Source organism: Bradyrhizobium sp., assembly GCF_030646015.1.
Taxonomy (GTDB): domain Bacteria; phylum Pseudomonadota; class Alphaproteobacteria; order Rhizobiales; family Xanthobacteraceae; genus Bradyrhizobium.
Genome location: NZ_JAUSLT010000090.1, coordinates 1 through 21808, shown reverse-complemented (window position 1 = coordinate 21808; position 21808 = coordinate 1). Strand labels below are relative to the sequence as shown.

General features: G+C 65.0%; 19 protein-coding genes, 1 tRNA gene and 1 pseudogene. 9 read left to right on the top strand and 12 right to left on the bottom strand.

The window, feature by feature from the left end; genetic code table 11:
• A partial coding sequence (locus Q7T45_RS14575; RefSeq protein WP_304871651.1) for a YiiX/YebB-like N1pC/P60 family cysteine hydrolase occupies nucleotides 1-696 on the bottom strand: 696 nt, incomplete at its 3' end.
• A 190-nt stretch (nucleotides 697-886) separates the two neighbouring features.
• Between Q7T45_RS14575 and Q7T45_RS14570 the strand changes: the two genes are divergently transcribed.
• Together Q7T45_RS14570 and Q7T45_RS14565 are read left to right on the top strand one after the other, a co-directional pair.
• Nucleotides 887-2296, top strand: a complete 1410-nt coding sequence (locus Q7T45_RS14570) for an NAD(P)/FAD-dependent oxidoreductase (protein ID WP_304871650.1) — start codon at nucleotides 887-889, stop codon at nucleotides 2294-2296.
• Nucleotides 2293-2973, top strand: coding sequence for an ATP-binding protein (locus tag Q7T45_RS14565; RefSeq protein ID WP_304871649.1), 681 nt, complete (start codon nucleotides 2293-2295; stop codon nucleotides 2971-2973). Before Q7T45_RS14570 ends, Q7T45_RS14565 begins: the two co-directional genes overlap by 4 nt.
• A gap of 102 nt (nucleotides 2974-3075) precedes the next feature.
• Here Q7T45_RS14565 and Q7T45_RS14560 read toward each other — a convergent pair whose 3' ends face one another.
• The 5 genes from Q7T45_RS14560 to rpmI all read right to left on the bottom strand — a co-directional run bounded on the left by Q7T45_RS14560 (nucleotide 3076) and on the right by rpmI (nucleotide 8145).
• Nucleotides 3076-3846: a sulfite exporter TauE/SafE family protein gene (locus tag Q7T45_RS14560; RefSeq protein ID WP_304871648.1), complete on the bottom strand. Its 771-nt coding sequence runs from the start codon at nucleotides 3844-3846 to the stop codon at nucleotides 3076-3078.
• On the bottom strand, nucleotides 3843-6251 hold the full coding sequence (pheT, locus tag Q7T45_RS14555; RefSeq protein ID WP_304871647.1) for a phenylalanine--tRNA ligase subunit beta: 2409 nt from the start codon (nucleotides 6249-6251) through the stop codon (nucleotides 3843-3845). The genes Q7T45_RS14560 and pheT overlap by 4 nt, the downstream gene beginning before the upstream one ends.
• Nucleotides 6248-7330: a phenylalanine--tRNA ligase subunit alpha gene (gene pheS, locus Q7T45_RS14550; RefSeq protein WP_304871646.1), complete on the bottom strand. Its 1083-nt coding sequence runs from the start codon at nucleotides 7328-7330 to the stop codon at nucleotides 6248-6250. Before pheS ends, pheT begins: the two co-directional genes overlap by 4 nt.
• A gap of 172 nt (nucleotides 7331-7502) precedes the next feature.
• Nucleotides 7503-7862, bottom strand: coding sequence for a 50S ribosomal protein L20 (gene rplT, locus Q7T45_RS14545; RefSeq protein ID WP_304744138.1), 360 nt, complete (start codon nucleotides 7860-7862; stop codon nucleotides 7503-7505).
• 82 nt (nucleotides 7863-7944) lie between these two features.
• Complete coding sequence (gene rpmI, locus Q7T45_RS14540) at nucleotides 7945-8145, bottom strand: 50S ribosomal protein L35 (RefSeq protein ID WP_100415670.1); 201 nt, start codon at nucleotides 8143-8145, stop codon at nucleotides 7945-7947.
• Between the two features lie 286 nt (nucleotides 8146-8431).
• On the opposite strand from rpmI, the gene Q7T45_RS14535 reads away from it, so the two are divergent.
• Nucleotides 8432-8854 carry a hypothetical protein gene (locus tag Q7T45_RS14535; protein ID WP_304871645.1) on the top strand — a complete coding sequence of 141 codons (423 nt, stop codon included), beginning with the start codon at nucleotides 8432-8434 and terminating at the stop codon, nucleotides 8852-8854.
• A gap of 257 nt (nucleotides 8855-9111) precedes the next feature.
• Here the strand turns inward: Q7T45_RS14535 and infC are convergent, their stop codons facing one another.
• Entirely contained in the window at nucleotides 9112-9651 is a 540-nt protein-coding gene (infC, locus tag Q7T45_RS14530; protein WP_304744157.1) for a translation initiation factor IF-3, read from the bottom strand.
• Nucleotides 9652-9894: 243 nt separating this feature from the next.
• On the opposite strand from infC, the gene Q7T45_RS14525 reads away from it, so the two are divergent.
• Both Q7T45_RS14525 and Q7T45_RS14520 read left to right on the top strand, forming a co-directional pair.
• Nucleotides 9895-10683, top strand: coding sequence for a carboxylesterase (locus Q7T45_RS14525; protein WP_304871644.1), 789 nt, complete (start codon nucleotides 9895-9897; stop codon nucleotides 10681-10683).
• A gap of 209 nt (nucleotides 10684-10892) precedes the next feature.
• Nucleotides 10893-11360, top strand: a complete 468-nt coding sequence (locus Q7T45_RS14520; protein ID WP_304871643.1) for a nuclear transport factor 2 family protein — start codon at nucleotides 10893-10895, stop codon at nucleotides 11358-11360.
• Nucleotides 11361-11470: 110 nt separating this feature from the next.
• On the opposite strand, the gene Q7T45_RS14515 is transcribed toward Q7T45_RS14520, so the two are convergent.
• The 4 genes from Q7T45_RS14515 to Q7T45_RS14500 all read right to left on the bottom strand — a co-directional run bounded on the left by Q7T45_RS14515 (nucleotide 11471) and on the right by Q7T45_RS14500 (nucleotide 14934).
• Nucleotides 11471-12268 (bottom strand): acyl-CoA thioesterase domain-containing protein, encoded by a 798-nt coding sequence (locus Q7T45_RS14515; RefSeq protein ID WP_304871642.1) that lies wholly within the window; start codon nucleotides 12266-12268, stop codon nucleotides 11471-11473.
• Between the two features lie 165 nt (nucleotides 12269-12433).
• A complete protein-coding gene (gene queG, locus Q7T45_RS14510; RefSeq protein WP_304871641.1) occupies nucleotides 12434-13582 on the bottom strand; it encodes a tRNA epoxyqueuosine(34) reductase QueG in 1149 nt (382 codons plus the stop codon).
• Between the two features lie 80 nt (nucleotides 13583-13662).
• Complete coding sequence (locus Q7T45_RS14505) at nucleotides 13663-14139, bottom strand: hypothetical protein (RefSeq protein WP_304871640.1); 477 nt, start codon at nucleotides 14137-14139, stop codon at nucleotides 13663-13665.
• A 102-nt stretch (nucleotides 14140-14241) separates the two neighbouring features.
• Nucleotides 14242-14934: a glutathione S-transferase family protein gene (locus Q7T45_RS14500; protein WP_304871639.1), complete on the bottom strand. Its 693-nt coding sequence runs from the start codon at nucleotides 14932-14934 to the stop codon at nucleotides 14242-14244.
• 180 nt (nucleotides 14935-15114) lie between these two features.
• On the opposite strand from Q7T45_RS14500, the gene Q7T45_RS14495 reads away from it, so the two are divergent.
• A complete protein-coding gene (locus Q7T45_RS14495) occupies nucleotides 15115-15921 on the top strand; it encodes an undecaprenyl-diphosphate phosphatase (RefSeq protein ID WP_304871638.1) in 807 nt (268 codons plus the stop codon).
• Between the two features lie 119 nt (nucleotides 15922-16040).
• Here Q7T45_RS14495 and Q7T45_RS14490 read toward each other — a convergent pair whose 3' ends face one another.
• Entirely contained in the window at nucleotides 16041-17009 is a 969-nt protein-coding gene (locus tag Q7T45_RS14490) for a complex I NDUFA9 subunit family protein (RefSeq protein WP_304871637.1), read from the bottom strand.
• A gap of 149 nt (nucleotides 17010-17158) precedes the next feature.
• On the opposite strand from Q7T45_RS14490, the gene Q7T45_RS14485 reads away from it, so the two are divergent.
• The 3 genes and pseudogenes from Q7T45_RS14485 to Q7T45_RS14475 form a co-directional block, all read left to right on the top strand.
• A tRNA-Leu gene (locus tag Q7T45_RS14485) sits at nucleotides 17159-17245 on the top strand.
• 128 nt (nucleotides 17246-17373) lie between these two features.
• On the top strand, nucleotides 17374-18612 hold the full coding sequence (locus Q7T45_RS14480) for a helix-turn-helix transcriptional regulator (RefSeq protein WP_304871636.1): 1239 nt from the start codon (nucleotides 17374-17376) through the stop codon (nucleotides 18610-18612).
• A 180-nt stretch (nucleotides 18613-18792) separates the two neighbouring features.
• Nucleotides 18793-21808 (top strand): annotated as a pseudogene (locus Q7T45_RS14475) (hypothetical protein); the annotation flags it as partial.

Genomic DNA, 21808 nt, shown 5'->3' with positions numbered 1-21808 from the left:
GGTGGGTTTGACGACTTCGAAATAGGGCGAGATGTCGAAGTCGCGCGGCATATACAGCGATGAATCGCGGATGTGCAGGATTTCGCGCCGGGCCTGCCTGGATCCGGCGCGCGTGATCTTGGGCAGGATCGGATAGCGCACGGCGTCGAACGCCTGCGCGATCAGCGCCGAGCAGATGATCTTGGTGGGATCGCCGGAACCGAACGCGATCATTCGCCGCCGCCAGCGCTGCGGGATCGGCAGCGGAATCAGGAAGCGCATCAGATCGAGGATGTTCTTGGTGTCGTAGCCGAAGCCGATCCGGTTGATGGCGTAGCGGCACACCGTGGTGCGGTCTTCGTAACTGAGGCCGACCGGGCGGCACAGCCTTGTGTGATAGGGAAAATATTTCGACAGCGGCGCCGAGGTTACGCCCTCGCCGATATTGGCTTCGATCAGGACGTGCGGCTCGCCATCGTCTTCGGCCGCGCCGTCGATCGGGCCGACGAAGAGCGCGGCATGCGACCAGGTCGATTGCGTCAGGTATTTGATGATGCCGGAAACCCGGTTGTTGCCCTCGACCAGCAAGACGTCGCCGGGCTGCATGATGCCGCGCAGATGTTCGGGATCGCTCGGCGTGAACGGCTCATAGCCCGGCACCTCCTTCTGAAGGTACCCCGCGATCCATTGGCCTACGGTATCGAGCACGACACCCATGATAATTCCCCCCGGCGGCCTTTCTGACCATTCTTTGTGTGCCCCAATCATGGTCGCAAGCCGTTGCAATTTAGTTCATGAACGGGAGCGATCAATCATGATTGATTCACCATGACGGTTGCCGCGCGCGCGCGGATGCGGCAAGTTCGCCGGATGTTCTCGCTTTTCTAAAAGTTCCGGAAACCATGACATGACAATGACGCGTCGGGATTTGCTGTCGGCGGCCGCGGCGCTCGCGGCGGCGCCGGCGCTGGGCGCCCGCGCATGGGCAGCACCCCTGCCGCGCGAGGCCGACATTGTCGTGATCGGCGCCGGAGCTGCCGGCATATCGGCGGCGCGCCGCGTCATGGCGGCGAACCGGAAAGTCATTGTGGTGGAGGCCTCGGGTCAGATCGGCGGCCGCTGTCTCACCGATACCGCGACATTCGGCGTGCCGTTCGATCGCGGCGCGCGCTGGATGTACAATCCCGACAGCAATCCGATGATCAGGCTCGCGCGCGCCGCGGGGCTCGACGTCGCGACCGCGCCTATGGGGCAGAAGATTCGCATCGGTCGCCGCAATGCGCGGGCCGGAGAAACCGAGGAATTTCTCGCCACCATGGTGCGTGCCAACCGCGCCATCGACGAAGCCTCCCGCGGCAAGGCCGACGTCGCTTGCGCGTCCGTGCTGCCGAAGGACCTCGGCGTCTGGGCAGGGGCCGCCGAGTTCGTGCTCGGCGCCGGTTTTGCGGGCAGGGATCTGAAAGAACTCTCCGCTGTTGACAAGGCCCGCGCGCAGGATCGCAATGCCGCGTTGGCCTGCCGGCAGGGCATGGGCGCGCTGATCGCCAGGCTCGGCGAGCAGGTTCCGCTGGCGCTGTCGACGCCGGCGAGCCGTGTCAGCTGGAGCAACCGCGATGTCACGGTGGAGACATCAGCCGGCAAGATCGTCGCGCGCGCCGCCATCGTCACGGTGTCGAGCAACGTGCTGGCCGCAGGTAACATCAAGTTCACGCCCGACATTCCGAAGCGCCAGCTCGATGCCGCGGCGAAACTGGGCCTCGGCAGCCTCGATCGCATCGCGCTGCAGCTTTCGGGCAATCCGCTCGGGCTCGGCCGCGACGACATCATCATCGAGCAGAGCGATTCGACGCGGACCGCGCTGCTGCTGGCGAATATCGCGGGATCGTCGCTGTGCTCGATCGATGTCGGCGGCTCATTCGGCCGCGATCTCTCCGCGCAGGGCGAGGCGGCGATGGTGGCCTTCGCGAAGGAGTGGCTGACAAAACTGTTCGGCAGCGAGGTCGCCGCCGCCGTGAAGAAATCCAGCGCGACGCGCTGGAACGCCGCCCCGTTCACGCTGGGCGCGATGTCATCGGCCGCACCGGGCGGGCAGGGATCGCGCAAGGTCCTGAGCGAGCCGTTCGGCTGCATGTTCCTGGCGGGCGAGGCCACCCACGAAACCTTGTGGGGCACCGTCGACGGCGCCTGGGAAAGCGGCGAGCGCGCGGCGGAAGCGGCACTTCGCCGGATCGGCGCGCTGAAGAATGAGCCGGCGGCGCCGGCGCCGAAACAGCGGCGCCGCGCGCCCGCGAAATCTCCGGGAGCGCCCACCAATTGATTCCATCGAGGCCGAAGGCGCTGATCTCGTGGTCGAGCGGCAAGGACAGCGCGTTCGCGCTGCATGACATCAGACAATCGGGCGAATTCAACGTGGTCGGCGCCCTGACGACAGTGACCGAGACGTTCGAGCGGGTGTCGATCCACGGCGTGCGCCGGGAAATCCTCCTCGCACAACTCGACGCCGCGGGCCTGCCGCCGCGCATCGTGCCGATCCCATACCCCTGCCCGAACGAGGTCTACGAAGCGCGGATGGGCGAGGCCGTCGCGCAAGCGGTGCGGGACGGCATCACCCACATCATCTTCGGCGATCTCTACCTTGCCGATATCCGCGCCTATCGCGAAGCGAAGCTCGCGGGCACCGGCATTACACCGGTGTTTCCGCTGTGGCAGCGGCCGACCCTGCCGCTGGCGCATGCGATGATCGCAAGCGGGCTCGAGGCCTATCTCGCCACCGTCGATCTGAAACACCTGCCGGCGGAATTCGCGGGACGCAAATTCGATCTGCAATTGCTGGCGGATTTGCCTGGGGGAGTCGACCCCTGCGGCGAGAACGGCGAGTTTCACACCTGCGTGGTGGCGGGACCGATTTTCTCGCGGCGGCTGCCGGTGGTGACCGGCGAGCGCATCGAGCGCGACGGCTATGCGTATTGCGATCTGGTGATGGAAGAATCGTAGGGTGGGCAAAGGCGCCCTTGCGCCGTGCCCACCAATTGCACGCACGAGATAAGATGGTGGGCACGGCGCGAAGAGCGCGCCTTTGCCCACCCTACGTTTGCCTCACCTCAACAGCCCATCCAGCGCCGGCAGGCCGATGAGTACAGCCGCCGCGATCAAGGCGTAGCAGATGGTACGGAATAGGGTCTCGCTGGCACGGCCGAACAGCTGGGCGCCGATCAGCACGCCGACGGCATAGACCGGGCCGACCAGCAGCGAAAACCGGATGGCGTCGGACGTGATCAGCCCGGTCAGCGAATAGCTCACGGCGGAGAAGAAGTCGGAAGCCGCGAAGAACAGCAGGATGTTGGCGCGCGCGATCACCGAGGCGACGGGGCGGCCGAGCCAGTAGCCGACGATCGGCGGCCCGCCGGTTTGCGCCAGCCCGCTGCAGAAACCCGACAGGCCGCCGATGCCGATCGAGATCGCCGCATGGTCCTTGCCGCGATAGCGCCAGCCGGACAGCAGCAGCACCAGCAGCGCGAATACGAAGCCGGAGATGATCCAGCGCGTCGTCACCGGGTCGAGCCGGCTCAGGAAGTAAGTCCCGATCGGCACGCCGATCAGCGCGCCGAACACCATGACGGAGGTGGCCTTGCGGTCGGCCTGCTTCCACGCGTTCGGAATCAGCGGCAAAGCCGCGATGAAATCGATGATGAGCAGAACCGCCGCGACCAGTTGCGGCGCCGCCATGCTGCTGGCCAGCGGCATGAAGATCAGCGCGGAGCCGAAGCCGGAAAATCCCCGCGCCGTTCCCGACACAAAGGCGATCGCGCAGATCGCGATCGCGGCATTGAGGCTGACGTCGGTCGGGATGAGGCCGGTCAGGCTCATCCCCGCAAACTGCCGCCGGTCTTCTTCGTGACTTCAGACACGATCCTGGCGGCGACCGCGTCGATCTCCTGATCGGTCAAGGTTTTTTCGCGCGGCTGGATCGTCACGGCGATAGCGACCGACTTCTTGCCGTCGTCGATGCCCTTGCCCTCGTAGACGTCGAACACGGTGACATCGGTGATCAGCTTCTTGTCGACGCCTTGCGCGGATCGAACGATGTCGCCTGACTTGACGGCGCGATCGACGATGAAGGCAAAGTCGCGCGATACCGGCTGGAACGCCGAGAGTTCGATGACGGCCTTGGCACGGGTCGGCTTCACCTTGGCGGCCGGGATGCGATCGAGAATCACTTCGAACGCGATCATCGGACCGTCGGCGCCGAGCTGCTCCAGCACGCGCGGATGCAGCTCGCCGAAATAGCCCAGCACATTCTGCGGACCGATCTGGATGGTGCCGGAACGTCCCGGATGCAGCCAGCTGGCGCCGCCCGGCACCACCTGCAGCGCCTGCATCGGCGCGCCGGCGCCGGCCAGCACCGCAAACGCGTCAGCCTTGCCGTCCAGCGCATCCGCCGTGGCCGAGCCGGACCAGTGCCGTCCCATGCCCCTGGAGGATGCGAAGCCGTGGCGAACGCCCGATGCCGCAACCAGTTGATCTTCCGGCTTGTCGCCTCGAAACAACTGTCCGACTTCGAACAGCGCCACGTCGGCAAGACCGCGGTTGGAATTGGCCTGAACGGCTGCGATCAGGCCCGGCAGCAGGCTCGGCCGCATGTCGGACTGATCGGACGCGATCGGATTGGCGAGCGCGAGTTCGGGCTGCCCGCCGCCGAACAGTTCGGCCGCGGGTTTGGCGATGAACGACCAGGTCACCGCCTCGATCATGCCGCGCGCGGCCAGCGCGCGCTTGGCGCGGCGGGTGCGCAGCTGGATCGCGCTGAGGATCGGCTTGCGCGGCGCATCGCCGCGATCGAACGGCGTCATCGGCACCTGGTCGACGCCGATGATGCGCACGACTTCCTCGACGATATCGGCCTTGCCGTGCACGTCGGAGCGCCACGAGGGCACCGCGATCTTCACCACCGCGCCGCTGCCGGCCACCATGAAGCCGAGATGGCCGAGAATGCGCCTGACTTCGCCGAGCGGCACCTCGATCGCCGCCAGCCGCTTGATCTCGCTGAGCGGAAAATCGATGATCTTGTCTTCGCCATAGGTCTTGCCGACGACGTCGTTTTCCGACGGCGTGCCGCCGCACAGCTCCATCACCAGCCTGGTGGCCATTTCCAGCCCCGGCACCATGAAGGCCGGATCGACGCCGCGCTCGAAGCGATAGCGCGCGTCGGAATTGATGCCGAGCTTGCGGCCGGTCTGGGCGATGTTGATCTCGTTCCACAGCGCCGATTCGATCAGCACGTCGGTGGTGTTCTCGTCGCAGCCGGAGGCTTCGCCGCCCATGATGCCGGCCAGCGATTCGACGCCGTGCTCGTCCGCGATGACGCAGATGTCGGGGTCGAGCGTGTAGCTGCGGCCGTCCAGCGCCAGCAGCGTCTCGCCTTCGCGGGCGCGGCGCACCACCAGATTGCCCTTCACCTTCGCCGCATCGAACACATGCAGGGGACGGGCGCGGTCATAGGTCATGAAATTGGTGATATCGACCAGCGCATTGATCGGCCGCAAGCCGATCGAGGTCAGGCGCTGCTGCAGCCATTCCGGCGACGGGCCGTTCTTGACGCCGCGCACCAGCCGCATGGCAAAGCCCGGACACAGCGCGGCGTCCTCGACCGTTACCTTCACCGGGCAGGGGAATTCGCCCTTGATGGGCTTGATACCGGGGTCCTTGAATTTGCCCATGTCGGCGGCGGAGAGGTCGCGGGCGATGCCATGGACGCCGGTGCAATCCTGCCGGTTCGGCGTCAGGTTGATTTCCAGCACGGGATCGCCGATCCCGGCCCATTGCGCGTAGGCCGCACCAATCGGCGCGTCGGCCGGCAGCTCCATGATGCCGTCATGGTCTTCGGAGATCTGCAGCTCGGCGGCCGAGCACAGCATGCCGCGGCTCTCGACGCCACGGATGGTGCCGACGCCGAGCGTGATGTTCTTGCCGGGAATGAAAGTGCCGGGCGCGGAGAACACGCTGACCAGGCCGGCGCGCGCGTTCGGCGCGCCGCACACCACCTGCACCGGCGCGCCACCGTCGCCGGTGTCGACCATGCAAACCCTCAAGCGGTCGGCGTTGGGATGCTGCTCGGCGGAAATCACCCGCGCGATAGTGAACGGCGCCAGCGCCCTGGCCTTGTCCTCGATGCTCTCGACCTCGAGCCCGATCATGGTGAGCTTGTCGGCGAGCTTTTCCAAGGGCTCGTCGGTGTCGAGATGTTCCTTCAGCCAGGAGAGGGAGAATTTCACGTGCTCAATCCTCCGGCCAGCGTCGGGACGTCGAGCGGCTTGAAGCCGTAATGGCTGAGCCAGCGCGCGTCGCTGTCGAACAGCTGCCGCAGGTCGGACATGCCGTATTTCAGCATCGCGATGCGGTCGATGCCCATGCCCCATGCAAACCCCTGGTAGACATCGGGATCGATGCCGCAGGCGCGCAGCACGTTGGGATGCACCATGCCGCAGCCCAGAATCTCCAGCCAGTCCTCGCCTTCGCCGAAGCGGATCTCGCCCTTGTCGCGGCGGCACTGGATGTCGACTTCCAGCGACGGCTCGGTGAACGGAAAGAACGAGGGGCGGAACCGCATGTTGATGTGGTCGACCTCGAAGAATGCCTTGCAGAACTCGTGCAGGATCCATTTGAGGTGGCCGAGATGCGAGCCCTTGTCGATGACGAGGCCCTCGACCTGGTGAAACTGCGGCGTGTGGGTGGCGTCGGAATCGATGCGGTAGGTGCGGCCCGGACAGACGATGCGGATCGGCGGCTGCTGCGTCAGCATGGTGCGCACCTGCACCGGCGAGGTATGCGTGCGCAGCAGCATGCGCGAGCCGTCCTCTTTCGGATTGAAGAAGAAGGTGTCGTGCATCTCGCGGGCCGGATGGCCCTCGGGGAAATTCAGCTTTGTAAAATTGTAGTCGTCGGTCTCGATATCGGGACCTTCGGCGATAGCAAAACCCATGTCAGCGAAGATCGTGGTGAGTTCGTCCATCACCTGGCTGAGCGGGTGAATCCGGCCCTGCTCGGCGGCGGTCTCGCGCAACGGCAGCGTGACGTCGATGGTCTCGGAGGCCAGCCGCGCATCGAGCGCCGCGGATTTCAGGATGTCGCGGCGCGCGGTCAGCGCCTGCGTGACGGTATCCTTGGCGAGGTTGATCGCCGCACCCCGCGTCTTGCGTTCGTCCGGCGACATCTTGCCGAGCGTCGAGAGCAGCGCGGAGATCGATCCCTTCTTGCCGAGCGCCGCGACGCGCACCGCCTCGAGCGCGGCTTCATCGCCGGCGGCGGCGATGTCGGAGAGGATCTGGGATTCGAGGGTCGTGAGGTCGGTCATGGCAATCCCTTTTAGCCAGGATGCTTAGCCGATGCTCCTAGCCCGTCATGCCCGGCCTTGTGCCGGGCATCCACGTCTTGCAGTGCCCGCGAAAGAGAAGACGTGGATGGCCGGGTCAAGCCCGGCCATGACGACTTCTAATGTTTCGCAGCAGAACCGAGGAGACGGCGGCTTACGCCGCCAGTGCGGCCTTGGCCTTTTCGGCGATCGCCTGGAACGCCGCCGGCTCGTGGATCGCGAGATCCGACAGCACCTTGCGGTCGACCGTGATGCCCGACTTGGCGAGGCCGTTGATGAACACGCTGTAGGTCATGCCGAGCGGACGCACCGCGGCATTGAGACGCTGGATCCACAGCGCGCGGAAGGTGCGCTTCTTGCGCTTGCGGTCGCGGAAGGCGTATTGCGCGGCCTTCTCGACCGCGGCCTTGGCGGTGCGGATGGTGTTCTTGCGGCGGCCGCGAAAACCCTTGGCGAGCTTGTAGACTTTCTTGTGCTTGGCGTGAGAGGTCACACCGCGTTTAACGCGAGACATGACGGGTCTCCTTCATATGGCAATGGGTGACGGATCGCCGCGCGGACGCGGCTCGGCTGTGTGATGGACGGCGTGAACGCGATCAGGCGTTCGGCAAGAAATACTTCTTGATGTTGTCGCCGTCGGTCTTGAACAGCACGCGGGTGCCGCGGAGCTGACGAATCTGCTTCTTCGTCCGCTTGATCATGCCGTGGCGCTTGCCGCGCTGGGCGGCCATCACTTTGCCGGTGGCAGTCACCTTGAAGCGCTTTTTAGCGCCTGACTTGGTCTTCAGCTTGGGCATTTGGCTCTCCTGTGGCCGAACGAAAGACGCGCCCTAAGGGGCGCTTTCGCGGCTAAAATGCTCGTTAGAGCGTTGAAAGTGCTTGGTTATTTCTGAAATGAAACAACCCGCACGGACATCGACACGGCAGCCCTTGATCAGCCGGGCGATGAAGGTTGCGCTTATGGCAGAGCCAGGGCGGATTGGCAACGATGAACCGCCGATTAGGGAACTTCGACATATCGTCGCTACACGCCCCGCATATTATCCGCAGGCCAACACCAGTTCATTCCGAGGCAGGACGAAAATGACGATTTCAGCCCACTCGATTACCTCTTTTGCCCCTTTCAAGGCTTTGGGCGCCCTCCGATGGGCGCTTGTCGCAGGCGCCCTTGCCGCCAGCGCTGCACCCAGTATCGCCGCCGCCCAGGCCGCCAGGCCGGGCGCCTTTGACGGCACCTGGAACGTGACGTTCACGCCCCGGGCCGGTAACTGCCATGCCACCAACACCGTGCCGTTCAACGTCTACGGGACACATGTTTCGTCGGCCGGCGGCGGCAAGGTCACCGGCGGCATCACACGCAAGGGTAACGTCACCGTCAGGATCACCGTCGGCGCCTCCTATGCGGACGGCAGCGGCCGCCTCGCCGGCAATTCGGGCGCCGGCCGCTGGAGCGGGCTGATAACCGGCGACCGCTGCAGCGGCATCTGGCAGGCGATCCGGAGCTAGCGATCTCTCGTGTCCCGGACGCGGTGCAGCGTTCTCCCGGCGATGCGGAGCATCGTCCGGCACGCTGCTCCGCAGAGCCGGGACCCACAATGACGACGCAGATGGGCCCCGGCTCTGCAGCGCACCGCAAGGGCGCTGCGCTGCGTCCGGGGCACGAATGGCCGCAAAAAAACCGGCCCGCCAGATGATCTGACGGGCCGATCTGCTTGCCTGCTAGATTTTCGAACGCGCGGTCTTGCGTATCAGCGCATTGCCTATCAGCGCGGCGCCAGAACCATCACGACCTGACGGCCTTCGAAACGCGCGTCCTGCTCGACCTTGGCGTATTCGGCGACGTCGGCCTTGACCTTGTCCAGCAGCTTGGTGCCGATTTCCTGATGCGCCATTTCGCGGCCGCGGTAGCGCAGGGTGATCTTGACCTTGTCGCCTTCCTCGAAGAACCGCTGCATCGCGCGCATCTTCACGTCGTAATCGTGGTCGTCGATCATCGGGCGGAGCTTGATCTCCTTGATCTCGACGATCTTCTGCTTCTTGCGGGCCTCGGCGGCCTTTTTCTGGGCGGAATATTTGAACTTCCCGTAATCCATAATCTTGCAAACGGGAGGATTGGTGTTCGGCGAAATCTCGACGAGGTCCATGCCGGCTTCAAGCGCCATCTTCACGGCGGCGACGGTTTCGACGGTGCCGTGATTCAGGCCGGTCTGGTCGATCAGCTGAACCTGTGCGTTGCGGATTTCATCATTGGTGCGCGGCCCGTCTTTGGTGGCGGCGGGCGGGGCTCTGTTGGGACGGCGAATGGTTGGCTCTCCAAGGTTGTGAACGAAGGCGATAGTTTGAAGGAATAAGGCCCGGCGGGCAAGCGAACTCGCACGGGCAACGGCAAAAAACCATCAAATACGAGGCAATTGGTCGCGCTGGTTGAGATAGAGCGCGCCGATCTGTTCCGCAAGCGCCGCGAGCGGCCATCGGCGCGGTTTGGCCTCCGTTGTTGACGGATTCGACCGGCTCACTCAAACAGCTCTCAACGAGGTTACATTTTCATGACCAATTCGGCGGCATCCAATCAGGAACCCGTCTTCATCGAGGTCGGCGAAGGCGACGGCCGGCGCCGAATCGCGGTGCGGCCCCGCGAAGGCGCCGGCCCCGGGCTGTTCTGGCTGGGCGGCTTCAATTCGGACATGAAGGGCACCAAGGCGCTGGCGCTGGACAATTGGGCCGCCGAACAGGGGCGCGCCTGCGTCCGGTTCGATTATTCCGGCCACGGCGAATCCGGCGGCGCCTTCGTCGACGGCACCATCGGGCGCTGGCTGGAAGAGAGTGTCGCGGTGTTCGAGCAATTCTGTCTCGGCCCACAAATCGCGATCGGCTCCTCGATGGGCGGCTGGATGGCGCTGCTCTTGGCGCGCGAACTGGCCAAACGACCGGAAAGCCGCGCCTCGCTGGCCGGGCTGGTGCTGATCGCGCCGGCGCCCGACTTCACCGAGCAGCTGATGTGGAACGGTTTTCCGCCCGAGGTGAAACAGGAAATCGAGAGCAAAGGCGTCTGGCTGCGGCCGTCGGAATATGGCGCGCCCTATCCGATCACCCGCGCGCTGATCGAGGAAGGCCGCAACCATCTGTTGCTCGGCGGCGCCATCGAGGTCGGCTGCCCGGTCCGCATCCTGCAGGGCGCGCAGGATCCGGATGTGCCGTGGCAGCACGCCTTCGCGCTGGCGCACCGGTTGCCGACCGACGACGTGGTGCTGACCATGATCCAGGACGGCGATCACCGCCTGTCGCGGCCGCAGGACATCGCGCGAATGATCGCCGCGGTGGCGGAGATCGGGTAGGATCTTCTTCCCTTCTCCCCTTGTGGGAGAAGGTGGCGCGAAGCGCCGGATGAGGGGTTCTATCCGCGGGCATAGAATTCGCGGAGACAGACCCCTCACCCGTCCGCGATGCTTCGCATCGCGTCCACCCAAGAGCGAGCTTCGCTCGTCTCGGCTCCCACAAGGGGAGAGGGGAAGAAAACGAAGTCGTCGCAAGGAGGAGAAGCGCCATGAACACATCAGCGATGCTCAAATCATTCTGCGACGCCGTCGAAGCGCATAACGGCAAGGCGTTCGCCGAGCTGTTCACCGAGGACGGCGTCTATCACGATGTGTTCTACGGCGCGTTCAGGGGCCGCGGCAAAATCGCCGAGATGATCGATGACTGGTTTTACCGCACCGCGACGGATTTTCGCTGGGACATGCATGACCCGGTCAGCGACGGCCGCACGCTGTATGCGCGCTACACCTTCAGCTATCGCTCCCTGCTGCCGGAGGCCAGGGGAGCTCGCGCGATGTTCGAGGGCGTCGCGATCATGACGCTGCGCGATGGCAAGATCGCGGAATATCACGAGGTCGCCAACGCCGCGACCGGCTTTGTCGACATGAATTTCGCGCCGGAGCGAATCGCCAAGATCATTGCCAAACACGGCGCGGCACTGAAGGCGCGGCCGGAGATGGCGCGGCATCTGGTGTGATTCCTCTCCCGTCATTGCGAGCGAAGCGAAGCAATCCATCGTGCGGCGGAAAGAAAGAATGGATTGCTTCGTCGCAAGCGCTCCTCGCAATGACGCTTTGAGAGTCGGCCCTACGGCGGCGGCAGTTTCGCCATCGGCTTCTTCTGCGCCAGTGCGGCGACAGTGGATGTGCCGATCGGGCCCTGCTCGTCATAGAGCCAGCATTCGCCGATCGCGACGCCGTCGGTGGCGTGGTGGTTCACCACCTCGAAACCGACCCATCGCGTCACCGGCAGCCGGTGCAGATAGAGCGTGACGTCGCTGTTGATGTAGCCGAGGCCCTGATCGCCGGCATTGGCAAACGGGCTGGCGAAGTCTGCGCCGGTGGCGACATGGACGAATGGCGTCATCGGTACGCCCTCGACCAGTTCGCGCACTTCGCTCATCCACAGCCGCCGCGGCCCGAGCGAGCCCATCGCACCGACGATCGGGCGCGTGCTCCATTTGCCGTTCATGCCGAGCCGGGGATCGGTCGGTGCCGGAATGTCCGCGGGCCTGGGCGCGTCCCAGTTCGGCGGCGACCAGACATGGCCCGGTGCGTTTTCGGTTCGGCGCAGCAGCTGGCAGGAGGCGCGCGCCATGCTGACGCCGCCGGACAGAAATTCGGCCTCGGCCACCCGGATGCGCATGCCGTCGCGAACCAGTCTGGTCGTGACCTCAACGGGCGTCTGAATGTTCGGCAGGCGGAACATGTCGACCGTCAGCCGTGCCGGCATGAAATCGTCGGAACCGTGGCGCTGCTCGATCGCAAAAGCGAGCAGGCCGATGACGACGCGGCCGTGCATCGAGTTCGGATCCCACGGCCCGTTCGACGCCTGGGTGGGAAGGAAGGCGTCGCCGTTCTTGGTGAAGAAGGGTTGATTTGTCATGGCGCGGGACCATGGCGGAATTTTGCAAACGAAATCAAGTGCGAGACACGCAACCCTGATCGGATCAGCCTCATGGTGAGGAGGCGCTCTTGCGCCGTCTCGAACCATGGGGCGTGGCACTCATCCTTCGAGACGCGGCGAAGACGCCGCTCCTCAGGATGAGGATTAAACAGCGGTGCTTGCCATGCGCCATTCCGCGCGTACGGTCTCATCCGGTTCGGCATTCAACGCATCTGCCGCCCGCGCCTCGAACGTCTCCCGCCCCATCAATTGCGACAGCGCCCACGCCGCGGCGCCCCGCACCAGCGGGCTTGCGTCATCGAGCAGGCGCTCGGCCTCGAAGGCCAAAGCGGCATCGCCGGAGTTGCCGATCGCGATCAGCACGTTGCGCACGAAGCGGTCGCGGCCGATGCGCTTGACCGGCGATTTTGTGAAGCGCGCGCGGAACGCTGAATCGTCGAGCCGCGCCAGATCGGCGAGCGCGGGCGCGCGCAGCTCGTCGCGCGCCGCAAGCTTGGTCTCGCGCCCGGCCTGCGCGAATTTGTTCCAGGGACAGACCGCCAGGCAATCGTCGCAGCCATAGATGCGGTTGCCGATCGCTTTACGAAACTCGTGCGGGATCGGGCCCTTGTTCTCGATGGTGAGATAGGAAATGCAGCGCCGCGCATCGAGCTTGTAGGGCGCCGGAAATGCCGAGGTCGGGCAGATATCGAGGCAGGCCTGGCATGAGCCGCAATGATCGACGTCGGCCGTGTCGCGCGGCAGTTCGAGCGTCGTAAAAATCGCGCCGAGGAACAGCCAGGAGCCGAATTCGCGCGACACCAGGTTGGTATGCTTGCCCTGCCAGCCCAGTCCCGCCGACTGCGCCAGCGGCTTTTCCATCACCGCGGCGGTGTCGACGAACACCTTGACCTCGCAGCCCTGCGCCGCGACCAGCCAGCGCGCCAGCGCCTTCAGCCGCTTCTTGATCAGATCGTGATAGTCGTCGCCCTGCGCATAGACCGAGATCGCGCCGCGCGTGCGCTGCGCCAGGATATCGAGCGGATTCCGGTCGGGCCCGTAATTGACGCCGAGCATGATCACCGAACGCACATCCGGCCACAGCCCGCGCGGATCGGCGCGGCGTTCGGGGCGGTCCGCCAGCCACTCCATGTCGCCATGCGAGCCGGCGGCGAGAAAATCGCGGAAATGCTGGGCGGCTTGCGCGATCGCATCCGGCCCGGTGACGCCGGCGCAGTCGAAGCCGAGCGCGCGGGCTTGCTGCCCCAGCGCCTCACGCAATCCTGCATCATCAATGGTCGTGCAATCGATCATCGGAATCCGCAGTAAATTGGCATGGTGACGGCTGGATGCCGGCGTCGAGGGTCTTTCACGGGGCAATCCGAAAAGCCGCGCTACGAAGCAAACCAGGAGGCAATCGAACCAAACGTATTCGTTTGCTTCTTGTCCCAATCGCCATCGAACAGCGAAAAATGATGGCGCACAAGCGGCTGTCCTCCGGACAACAGGACGGTGTGAAGTATAGTACGATCCGGTTTGCCGCGCAAAAACGGCAAAAACTGTATCCCCGCCCGCCCCGGATGCCGGAAGACAATCTTGTTGCTGTGACAGACGTAGTTCTCGATTTCGCCAGGGGCGAGTATCAGGTTTCCGTTAGCGCTTGTGAACTGCAGACGACCCGGTTGAAGGTTCACGCTGAACGAAGCTGATCGTATCAGAGCAAGCGCGCCGAATACGATCCCATTGAAGGCCGCCCAGACAGCTACCGGTATCAGCAAGGCCTGGAGGATCAGACCGGACGCTCCTTGCTGGAATCCCAGGGTCCAGCATAGCAGCAGCACGATGGCGACGACGCCGATATTGATCAGCATTCCGATCGTCGGCCAGATCCTGCTTGCGGGTCTTATGACGAAGGGCATGAGGACGACACTCAAACGTTTTCCGACCAGCTCAGGCTGTCCGAAGGCAAGGATCTAGAAATCCAGATCCACATAGGTGCGCGACGCCGGCACGCCGGCCAGCCATTCGCTCAGCAGCGGGCGGAACGAGGGCCTGGATTTGACCCGCGCGTACCACGCCTTTGCCGCGTCGTCCTCGCTCCATGGCACGTCGCCCAGATAATCGATCGCCGAAAGATGCGCCGCGGCGGCGAGGTCCGCATAGGTGATCCGGTCGCCGGCGAGATAGTTCCGCGTCTTCGCCAGCCAGCCGATATAGGCCAGATGATAGCGCACATTTACCTTCGCCGCGCGGATCACATCCGCCGCCGGCGCGCCGCCGCCGTCCTGCTCGTCCATGAAGCGCTTGTAGATGCGCTCGGTGACCAAGGGATTGGAGGCTTCCTCGAAAAACTTGTCGTTGAACCAGGCCATCAGCCGGCGCACTTCGATCCGTTCGCCCGGCGCCGTCGGCAGCAGCCGGCGCTCATTCTGCTCGGCGCCATGGGTCTCGTCGAGATATTCGGCGATGATTCCGGCGCCGGGAATCGGAGGCAGCCGCTCGGCGATCAGCACCGGCGTAGCGCCCGCGGGGTTCAGCGCCAGAAACGCCTCGCGCCGCTCCCAGGCGCGCTCTTCCACCAGCTTCAGATCGAGGCCGTATTCGCCCAGCACCAGGCGGACGAATCGCGACTGCGGACAGAACGGATGGTGAAACAGCGTGTACATGCAGGCCTTGAATATTTCGCGGCGCTTAACAATCCATCAACCGCGGCGGCGGCGCCAAACTACCTAAGCACAGGATTCAGGCAACCCGTGTTTTCACGTTTTTTGCGATTGCGGCATGGGTGCGAATAGGCGAGAAGAACCCGGCTTTTCGGCTCATTCCGATCATAACGGAACAATCATATGATGTCTGATGCAGTGAGGGCGGTGATTCTCGGCATCGTCGAGGGCGTCACCGAATTCATCCCGGTATCCTCGACGGGCCATCTGCTGCTGGCCGAAAGGTTCTTCGATCTCGGCGAGGGCCCGTTCTGGAAGAGTTTCGCGATCCTGATTCAGCTCGGCGCGATTCTCGCGATCGTGGCGCTGTATTTTTTCAAATTGTGGCGGATCGCGCTCGGCATGTTCACCGATCCCTATGCGCGCCGGTTCGTGATCGGGGTGCTGGTGGCGTTCCTGCCCGCGGCCGTGATCGGCGCCGTGGCGGGCGGCTACATCAAGGCGTTCCTGTTCAATCCCTGGGTGGTGTGTTTTTCGCTGATCGTCGGCGGCGCGATCCTGCTCTGGGTCGATCAGCTCGAGCTCGAGCCGCACGAGCACGATGCCACCACGTTCCCGCTGCCGATGTATCTCTGGATCGGCGTCGCGCAGTGCCTGGCGATGATCCCCGGCGTGTCGCGCTCCGGCGCCACCATCGTCGGCGCGATGCTGCTCGGCGCCGACAAGCGCGCGGCGGCGGAGTTCTCCTTCTTCCTCGCGATCCCGACCATGGTCGGCGCCTTCGTCTACGACCTCTACAAGAGCCGCGGCGAGATGACGATGGATCACGCTGGCCTGATCGCGATCGGCTTCGTGGTGTCGTTCGTCACGGCGATGATCGTGGTCAAGGCGTTCCTGGGCTACGTCACGCGCCACGGTTTTACGTTGTTCGCGTGGTGGCGCGTCATCGTCGGCACGCTCGGGCTGATCGCGCTGGCGATGGGACGGTAGCAACGTCGTAGGGTGGGCAAAGGCGCGCACTTCGCGCCGTGCCCACCATCTTCGCATCACCGCGCTGTTGTCATGGTGGGCACGGCCAAGAGGCCTTTGCCCACCCTACGAATTTCGTCTCACGCGCCCCGATGCGCGAACTGTCCGGTCCGGCGGAAACGCCAGAGATATTGCGGCGCGATCGCTTCCAGCGAATCCGGCGTAATGCCCAGTCCTTCGAGAGTCAGCCCCGCGGCCTTCGCCGCATCCGACACCACATTGTCGGAGCGCAGCAGCGCCACCTGGTCCGGCGTCAGTTTCAGCGGCCCCGGCGCGAACTGCAGGAACATCGCCTGCAGTTTGGCGAGCCCGAACGGCAGCGACACCAGCATGCGCCGGCGCTCGATGGTGGCGAGAATGATTTCGATCACCTCGCGCATGGTCAGCACTTCCGGACCGCCGAGTTCGTACACCGCGCCGGGCTTGGTCTTGCCGTCGACGGCATCCGCCACCGCGGTTGCGACGTCGCCGACATAGACCGGCTGCAGCTTCGTCAGGCCGCCGCCGATCAGCGGCAGCACCGGCGAAACGGTCGCGAGCCCGGCGAAGCGGTTGGTGAACTGGTCCTCGGGGCCAAACACCACCGAGGGCCGAAGGATGGTCGCCGATGGCACGGCCGACAGCACCGCCTTTTCGCCCGCGGCCTTGGCGCGGGCATACCCCGACGGCGAGTTCTCGTCGGCGCCGATGGCGGAGACATGCACCATCCGCGCGCCGGCAGCGTTGGCCGCCTTGGCGATCGCGTCGGCGCCCCGGGCCTGCACCGCGTCGAAGGTCTGGGCGCCGCCCTCGGCCAGGATGCCGACCAGGTTGATGGCGACGTGGGAATCCCGCATCGCGGCCTCCACCGAGGCTGGGTAGCGCAGGTTGGCCTGCACGGCATGGATCTGGCCGACCTTGCCGAGGGGTTGCAGATGCCCGGCCAGCTCCGGCCGCCGCACCGCGACCCGGATCCGGTAATCGCGCTTGGCCAGTGCCCGGACCACGCTCCGGCCGAGAAAGCCGGATCCTCCGAAAACCGTGACCAGCGTGTCCAGATTCGATGCCATGGGGTCGGTTTTCCTTGAGGTCAAAGTCGAGAGATCGCAGGCGACTACGCCGTTTCGCGATACGCCAACGGGCCGGCGCTATCAAGCGTATTTGGCCGGCATCGAGCCGATTTGACAAGCGCGCGAGCGATCCGTACTAACCGGCCCGGGCCCAGGTGGCGGAATTGGTAGACGCGCTGGCTTCAGGTGCCAGTGGCTTAACGGCCGTGAAGGTTCGAGTCCTTTCCTGGGCACCATTGCCCATGCCCATGATTTTGCTGAATGGCGATCGATCCGCCGACCGGTGCACAAAACCGGGGCACAGCATGAGCCGGCGTAGATTCTCTCGTCGAGCCGACTCCTCCCGATCAAGCGCAATCGCTGGATGTCGAAGCATCGACTGCACGCTGCGCTGCGCGTCGACACGCCCGCTCTCGACAAAAGTTCCATACCTTGGCACGATCATCGGCGGGGGCGTCTTCACCCGGCGCCAGACGGGCGGGGCCAGTTGGAAAGCAAATCCACGGAATCTGAACTCATCGACCGAATCTACGAGTGCGGCTTCGTGCCGGAGCTCTGGCCGGAAGTCCTGAAGCAGACCTCGAAAATCTCCGATTCCGCCGGCGCCACTCTGTTCATCACCAACCCCGATGTTACGGCCTGGACGGCTTCGAAGAACTCCAAGCCTATCGCCGAGCGCTTTGTCGCCGACGGCTGGTATTGGCGGGGTCAGCTGATGTCCCGCATTCACGAGAGCCGCCATCAGGGTTTTCTGCGCGACGTCGATCTCTGTTCGGAGGCCGAGCTGGACGAGGAGCCGATCTATCGCGACAACTGGCGCAAGCTGGGCCTTTGGTGGGGCGCGGCGACGGCGTTTGAACTGCCCACCGGCGAGGCGATCTCGATCGTGCTGTCCCGCACCGCCGCCCAGGGGCCGGCCAGCGCCGAGGCCATTCAACGACTGGACATGCTGCGCCCGCATTTTGCTCGCACCGCGCTGATGGCGGCGCGCCTTCACCTGGCGCGCGCCGAAGCCGCCAGTCAGACGCTGGCCGCGCTGGGCCTGGCGGCGCTGGTGCTGGATGACAGCGGCAAGGTGCTCGCCGCCAACGCCCTGATCGAAGGCCTGGAAAATCTCGTCTACTGGCGGGCCGCCGACCGGGTGACGCTGAAAGACAGGTGCGCGGACGAACTAATGGGCGAGGCCCTCGCCCGGGTTACGTTGAACGACAATGGCGGTGTCCGGTCCTTTCCGGTCCGCGACCCGGTGACGGATGCACTGATGGTCGGTCATGTCGTGCCGATCCGCTTTTCCGCACGGGACATCTTCGCCCGCAGCGCCGCGGTTTTCATTCTGATGCCTGTCGCCGCCCCCAACGCGCCGCCGGTCGATCTGGTCATGTCCCTGTTCGATCTCACTCCGGCCGAAGCCCGCGTCGCCCGCGGCCTCGCCGCGGGCAAAACGGTGGACGATCTCGCCGGCGCCAACGGCGTTTCACCGAATACCGTCCGGGTGCAGGTGCGGGGCGTGCTGGAGAAAACCGGCTGCCAGCGCCAGACCGATGTCGTCGCCCTGCTCGGCGGGATATCGGCAGTTCGGGGGCCCGATGACCAGCGGAGTTGAAGTCCGACCTGTCCGAAACCGAATTGGCCTGGACCTAATCAAAACTGATCATGCGCGCGCACAGATGGCTGTGTACGTGTTTTGTTGCGCAACGCTCGGCATCCTCGAAGCCGTCGACAGACGGTACGCGACGTGGCTGTCCCAGCGTCTGCGCGTGCTCGCTATAGAGGTGTCCCCGGAATGTCGCGATTTCAGTCTACTTCATTTTCAAAGGCCATTTTTTCAGCACTCGTGATCGGCGCCGCGACATTGTTTTCCGGGTCCGCGGCCCACTCGCTCGACTGCAGCGACGAGAGCAGTCTGAAATCGGTGCAGGCCGGCGGCCCCGTCGAACTGGCGTTCCGCAACGCCTCGACCGAACGACGGCGCCTGTACTGGATCGATCCCAACGGCGAGCGCAAGTTCAACGGCCTGATCGAGGGCGGCAACCTGCTCCGGCAGACAACCTCCACCGGCCATTCCTGGGTCGTGACCGACGACGCGGAAAAATGCCTGTTTGCCCTCACCGCCACCGCCGATCCCGTCACCATCGATGTCGGCGGGGTCGCGTCCGCGCAGCTGGCGTCGCCGCCGCCCGGCGTACAGCAGCCGATCGCGGCAGCGCCACCTGCCTCGCCGCCGCCTCCGCCGGTCGTGCAGGCACCGGTCGCACCGCAGCTTCCGCCACCTCCCGTTGCAGCCGCAGCGCCGCAAGCCGCGATGGCCCAGCTGCCCCAGATTTCCCCGATCGAGCAATTCCAGCTCAGCGGCGTCTACCGCATCGCGCCGCGCGGCAATGCCGCTATCGCGCTCAATAGTCAGGCCTCCGGCACCATCGATGTCGCTGCCGTCAAGCCGGAATGGGACAGCGGCCAATGGACGTTTGAAGCCGTACCGGGCTCACCCTTCGTGCGGATCAAGAACCAGTGGAAGAAGACTTACCTCACCGACGTCGGCGGCAAATTGCGCGCGACCGCGGCGCTTCCGGACGCCGACGAGGCGCATTGGAGTTTCGAGCCGGTGGACGGCACCACGTTCATCCAGTTCCGCAACCGCGAGACGGATCGCTTCCTTATCGCAGCCGGCGGCGCGCCGGCACTGGTCGATGATTACCGGCAGGATCAGGAAGCCTTCAGCCAGTGGCAGGTCAGTCCCGCCAGCCGTGCCGTCGCTGCGGCGGCGCCTCGCAACAGCGCCTACGATGCCGCCCTCTCCAATTGCCGCGAACTCGGCGGCTACTGGACCGGTTCATCCTGCCGCGCATCGGAGCGGTCCAGACCGCTGGTCTGTCCGCGCGGCTATGCGTGGTCGGAAGATTTTGGCGAATGCCAATGGGACGGCGGCAGCTGCCCGCCCTGGCAGATGGGGCCTGGCGGCCGTTGCATGACCGACCTCTCCTGCCGCGGCGGCGTCGTCGAGATCTCGCGGCGCGGCTATCCCGCCTGTTATTGCCCGGTCGGAATGGTCGCGTGGGGCGATTATCCAAGGCTGTCCTGCGTGCCCTCGATCGCGCGGATCGCGCCGCTGCTGTTGGGCACCGTTTTCGGTGTCGATCAAGGCCGTCCGCAGTTCGGGCAGATCTACGGCAACAAGCGGTTCTGCGGCCCCGGCAAGACCGGCACGCCGCCGAACTGCGTGGTGGCGCAGAGCTGTCCGCCGCCCTTGGTCGGCACGCCGCCGAATTGCACAGGGGCGGTGCAGGTCGGGCAGGGATGTCCTCCCGGCACCACCTACCGGATTGGGGGCAATATCGGCAAATGCGTGCCGGACAGAAACCCGGTACCGACACCGGTGTCCACTGCAACTCCGGTCCCGACGCCGACGCCGATTGCGACGTCCACGCCCACGCCGGTGCCGACTGCAACACCGGTAATTGTTGCGACACCGACGCCCCTACCGACCGGCACCCCGAATCCGGTCTGTGCGATCGGGCAGACCAACGTCAACGGCGTTTGCACCAACCTGAACAATTCAATCACCTGCACCGGCGGAAAAATCGAGCAGGGCGTCTGCGGCTGTCCGGCCGGCACCACGCTCAGCGGCGGCGGCAGGAATTTTCAATGCGTGGCAGGCACCGCGCCGAAGGTCTGTCCCGCCGGCACATCAGGCCCGAATTGTGCGCCGGATGCGCCCTGCGATCCCCGAACCCAGACCGGCACGCCGGGCAAATGCGTGGAAAAGGTCATTCCGTGCTCCGGCGGAACGGTGGACCGCGGCTCGGGTACCTGTTCCTGCCCGTCCGGCCTGCGGGCCGTGGACGGCGTCTGCACCCGCATGTCATGCAGCGACGGCGTCATGCTCGGCGATCAATGCCGCTGCAATAACCCGAACTGGGTCGCGCAGCGGACCTCGTTCTCCACTTTCGCCTGCGTGGGATCGACGACGGCGCAGTGTCCGTCCGACTCGACCGGGGTAGCGCCATCCTGCACCTGTAAAACGGGAACGAGCGGCCAACCTGGAAACTGCAAGCCGACATCGACGATCGCCGCGCCGAACACCAATCCTCGGCAATGCAGTGCGGGTGAAAATCCTCAGGCGGCAAACTGCCTGTGTCCGAACAGCATGAACATCGTCAACAACATCTGCACGGCGCCGACGATCATCAAGCCGAACACCAATCCTCGGCAATGCAGCGCGGGCGAGAATCCTCAGGCGGCGAATTGCCTGTGCCCGAACACGCTGAGCATCGTGAACGGGATCTGCACGGCGCCGACGACGATCAAGCCGAACACCAATCCGCGCAGCTGCAGTGCGGGCGAGAATCCGCAGTCGGCGAATTGCCTGTGCCCGAACACGATGAGCATCGTGAACGGGATCTGCACGGCGCCGACGACGATCAAGCCGAACACCAATCCGCGGAGCTGCAACGCCGGCGAGAATCCGCAATCGGCCAACTGCCTGTGCAAGGGGCCGCTTCAGATCGGCGCGAACGGAATCTGTAGCCCACCGTCCAACATCCGCCTCGCTCCGGCACCTCAGGCCTGTCCCGCAGGTACGACGGGCACGTTCCCGAACTGCGTGAAGCCGGCACCCCAGGCCTGTCCTGCAGGTACGACGGGCACGTTCCCGAACTGCGTGAAGCCGGCGCCTCAGGCCTGTCCCGCAGGCACGACGGGCACGTTCCCCAACTGCGTGAAGCCGGCTCCTCAGGCCTGTCCCGCAGGCACGACGGGCACGTTCCCGAACTGCGTGCGGCCGCCACCTCAGGCCTGTCCCG

Coding starts and splice junctions, on each gene's coding strand:
- Q7T45_RS14570 (WP_304871650.1), top strand. CDS start 887: ATGACAATGACGCGTCGGGATTTGCTGTCGGCGGCCGCGGCGCTCGCG.
- Q7T45_RS14560 (WP_304871648.1), bottom strand. CDS start 3,846: ATGAGCCTGACCGGCCTCATCCCGACCGACGTCAGCCTCAATGCCGCG.
- pheS (WP_304871646.1), bottom strand. CDS start 7,330: ATGACCGACCTCACGACCCTCGAATCCCAGATCCTCTCCGACATCGCC.
- rplT (WP_304744138.1), bottom strand. CDS start 7,862: ATGTCTCGCGTTAAACGCGGTGTGACCTCTCACGCCAAGCACAAGAAA.
- rpmI (WP_100415670.1), bottom strand. CDS start 8,145: ATGCCCAAGCTGAAGACCAAGTCAGGCGCTAAAAAGCGCTTCAAGGTG.
- Q7T45_RS14535 (WP_304871645.1), top strand. CDS start 8,432: ATGACGATTTCAGCCCACTCGATTACCTCTTTTGCCCCTTTCAAGGCT.
- Q7T45_RS14525 (WP_304871644.1), top strand. CDS start 9,895: ATGACCAATTCGGCGGCATCCAATCAGGAACCCGTCTTCATCGAGGTC.
- Q7T45_RS14520 (WP_304871643.1), top strand. CDS start 10,893: ATGAACACATCAGCGATGCTCAAATCATTCTGCGACGCCGTCGAAGCG.
- Q7T45_RS14515 (WP_304871642.1), bottom strand. CDS start 12,268: ATGACAAATCAACCCTTCTTCACCAAGAACGGCGACGCCTTCCTTCCC.
- queG (WP_304871641.1), bottom strand. CDS start 13,582: ATGATCGATTGCACGACCATTGATGATGCAGGATTGCGTGAGGCGCTG.
- Q7T45_RS14505 (WP_304871640.1), bottom strand. CDS start 14,139: ATGCTGATCAATATCGGCGTCGTCGCCATCGTGCTGCTGCTATGCTGG.
- Q7T45_RS14500 (WP_304871639.1), bottom strand. CDS start 14,934: ATGTACACGCTGTTTCACCATCCGTTCTGTCCGCAGTCGCGATTCGTC.
- Q7T45_RS14495 (WP_304871638.1), top strand. CDS start 15,115: ATGATGTCTGATGCAGTGAGGGCGGTGATTCTCGGCATCGTCGAGGGC.
- Q7T45_RS14490 (WP_304871637.1), bottom strand. CDS start 17,009: ATGGCATCGAATCTGGACACGCTGGTCACGGTTTTCGGAGGATCCGGC.
- Q7T45_RS14480 (WP_304871636.1), top strand. CDS start 17,374: ATGTCGAAGCATCGACTGCACGCTGCGCTGCGCGTCGACACGCCCGCT.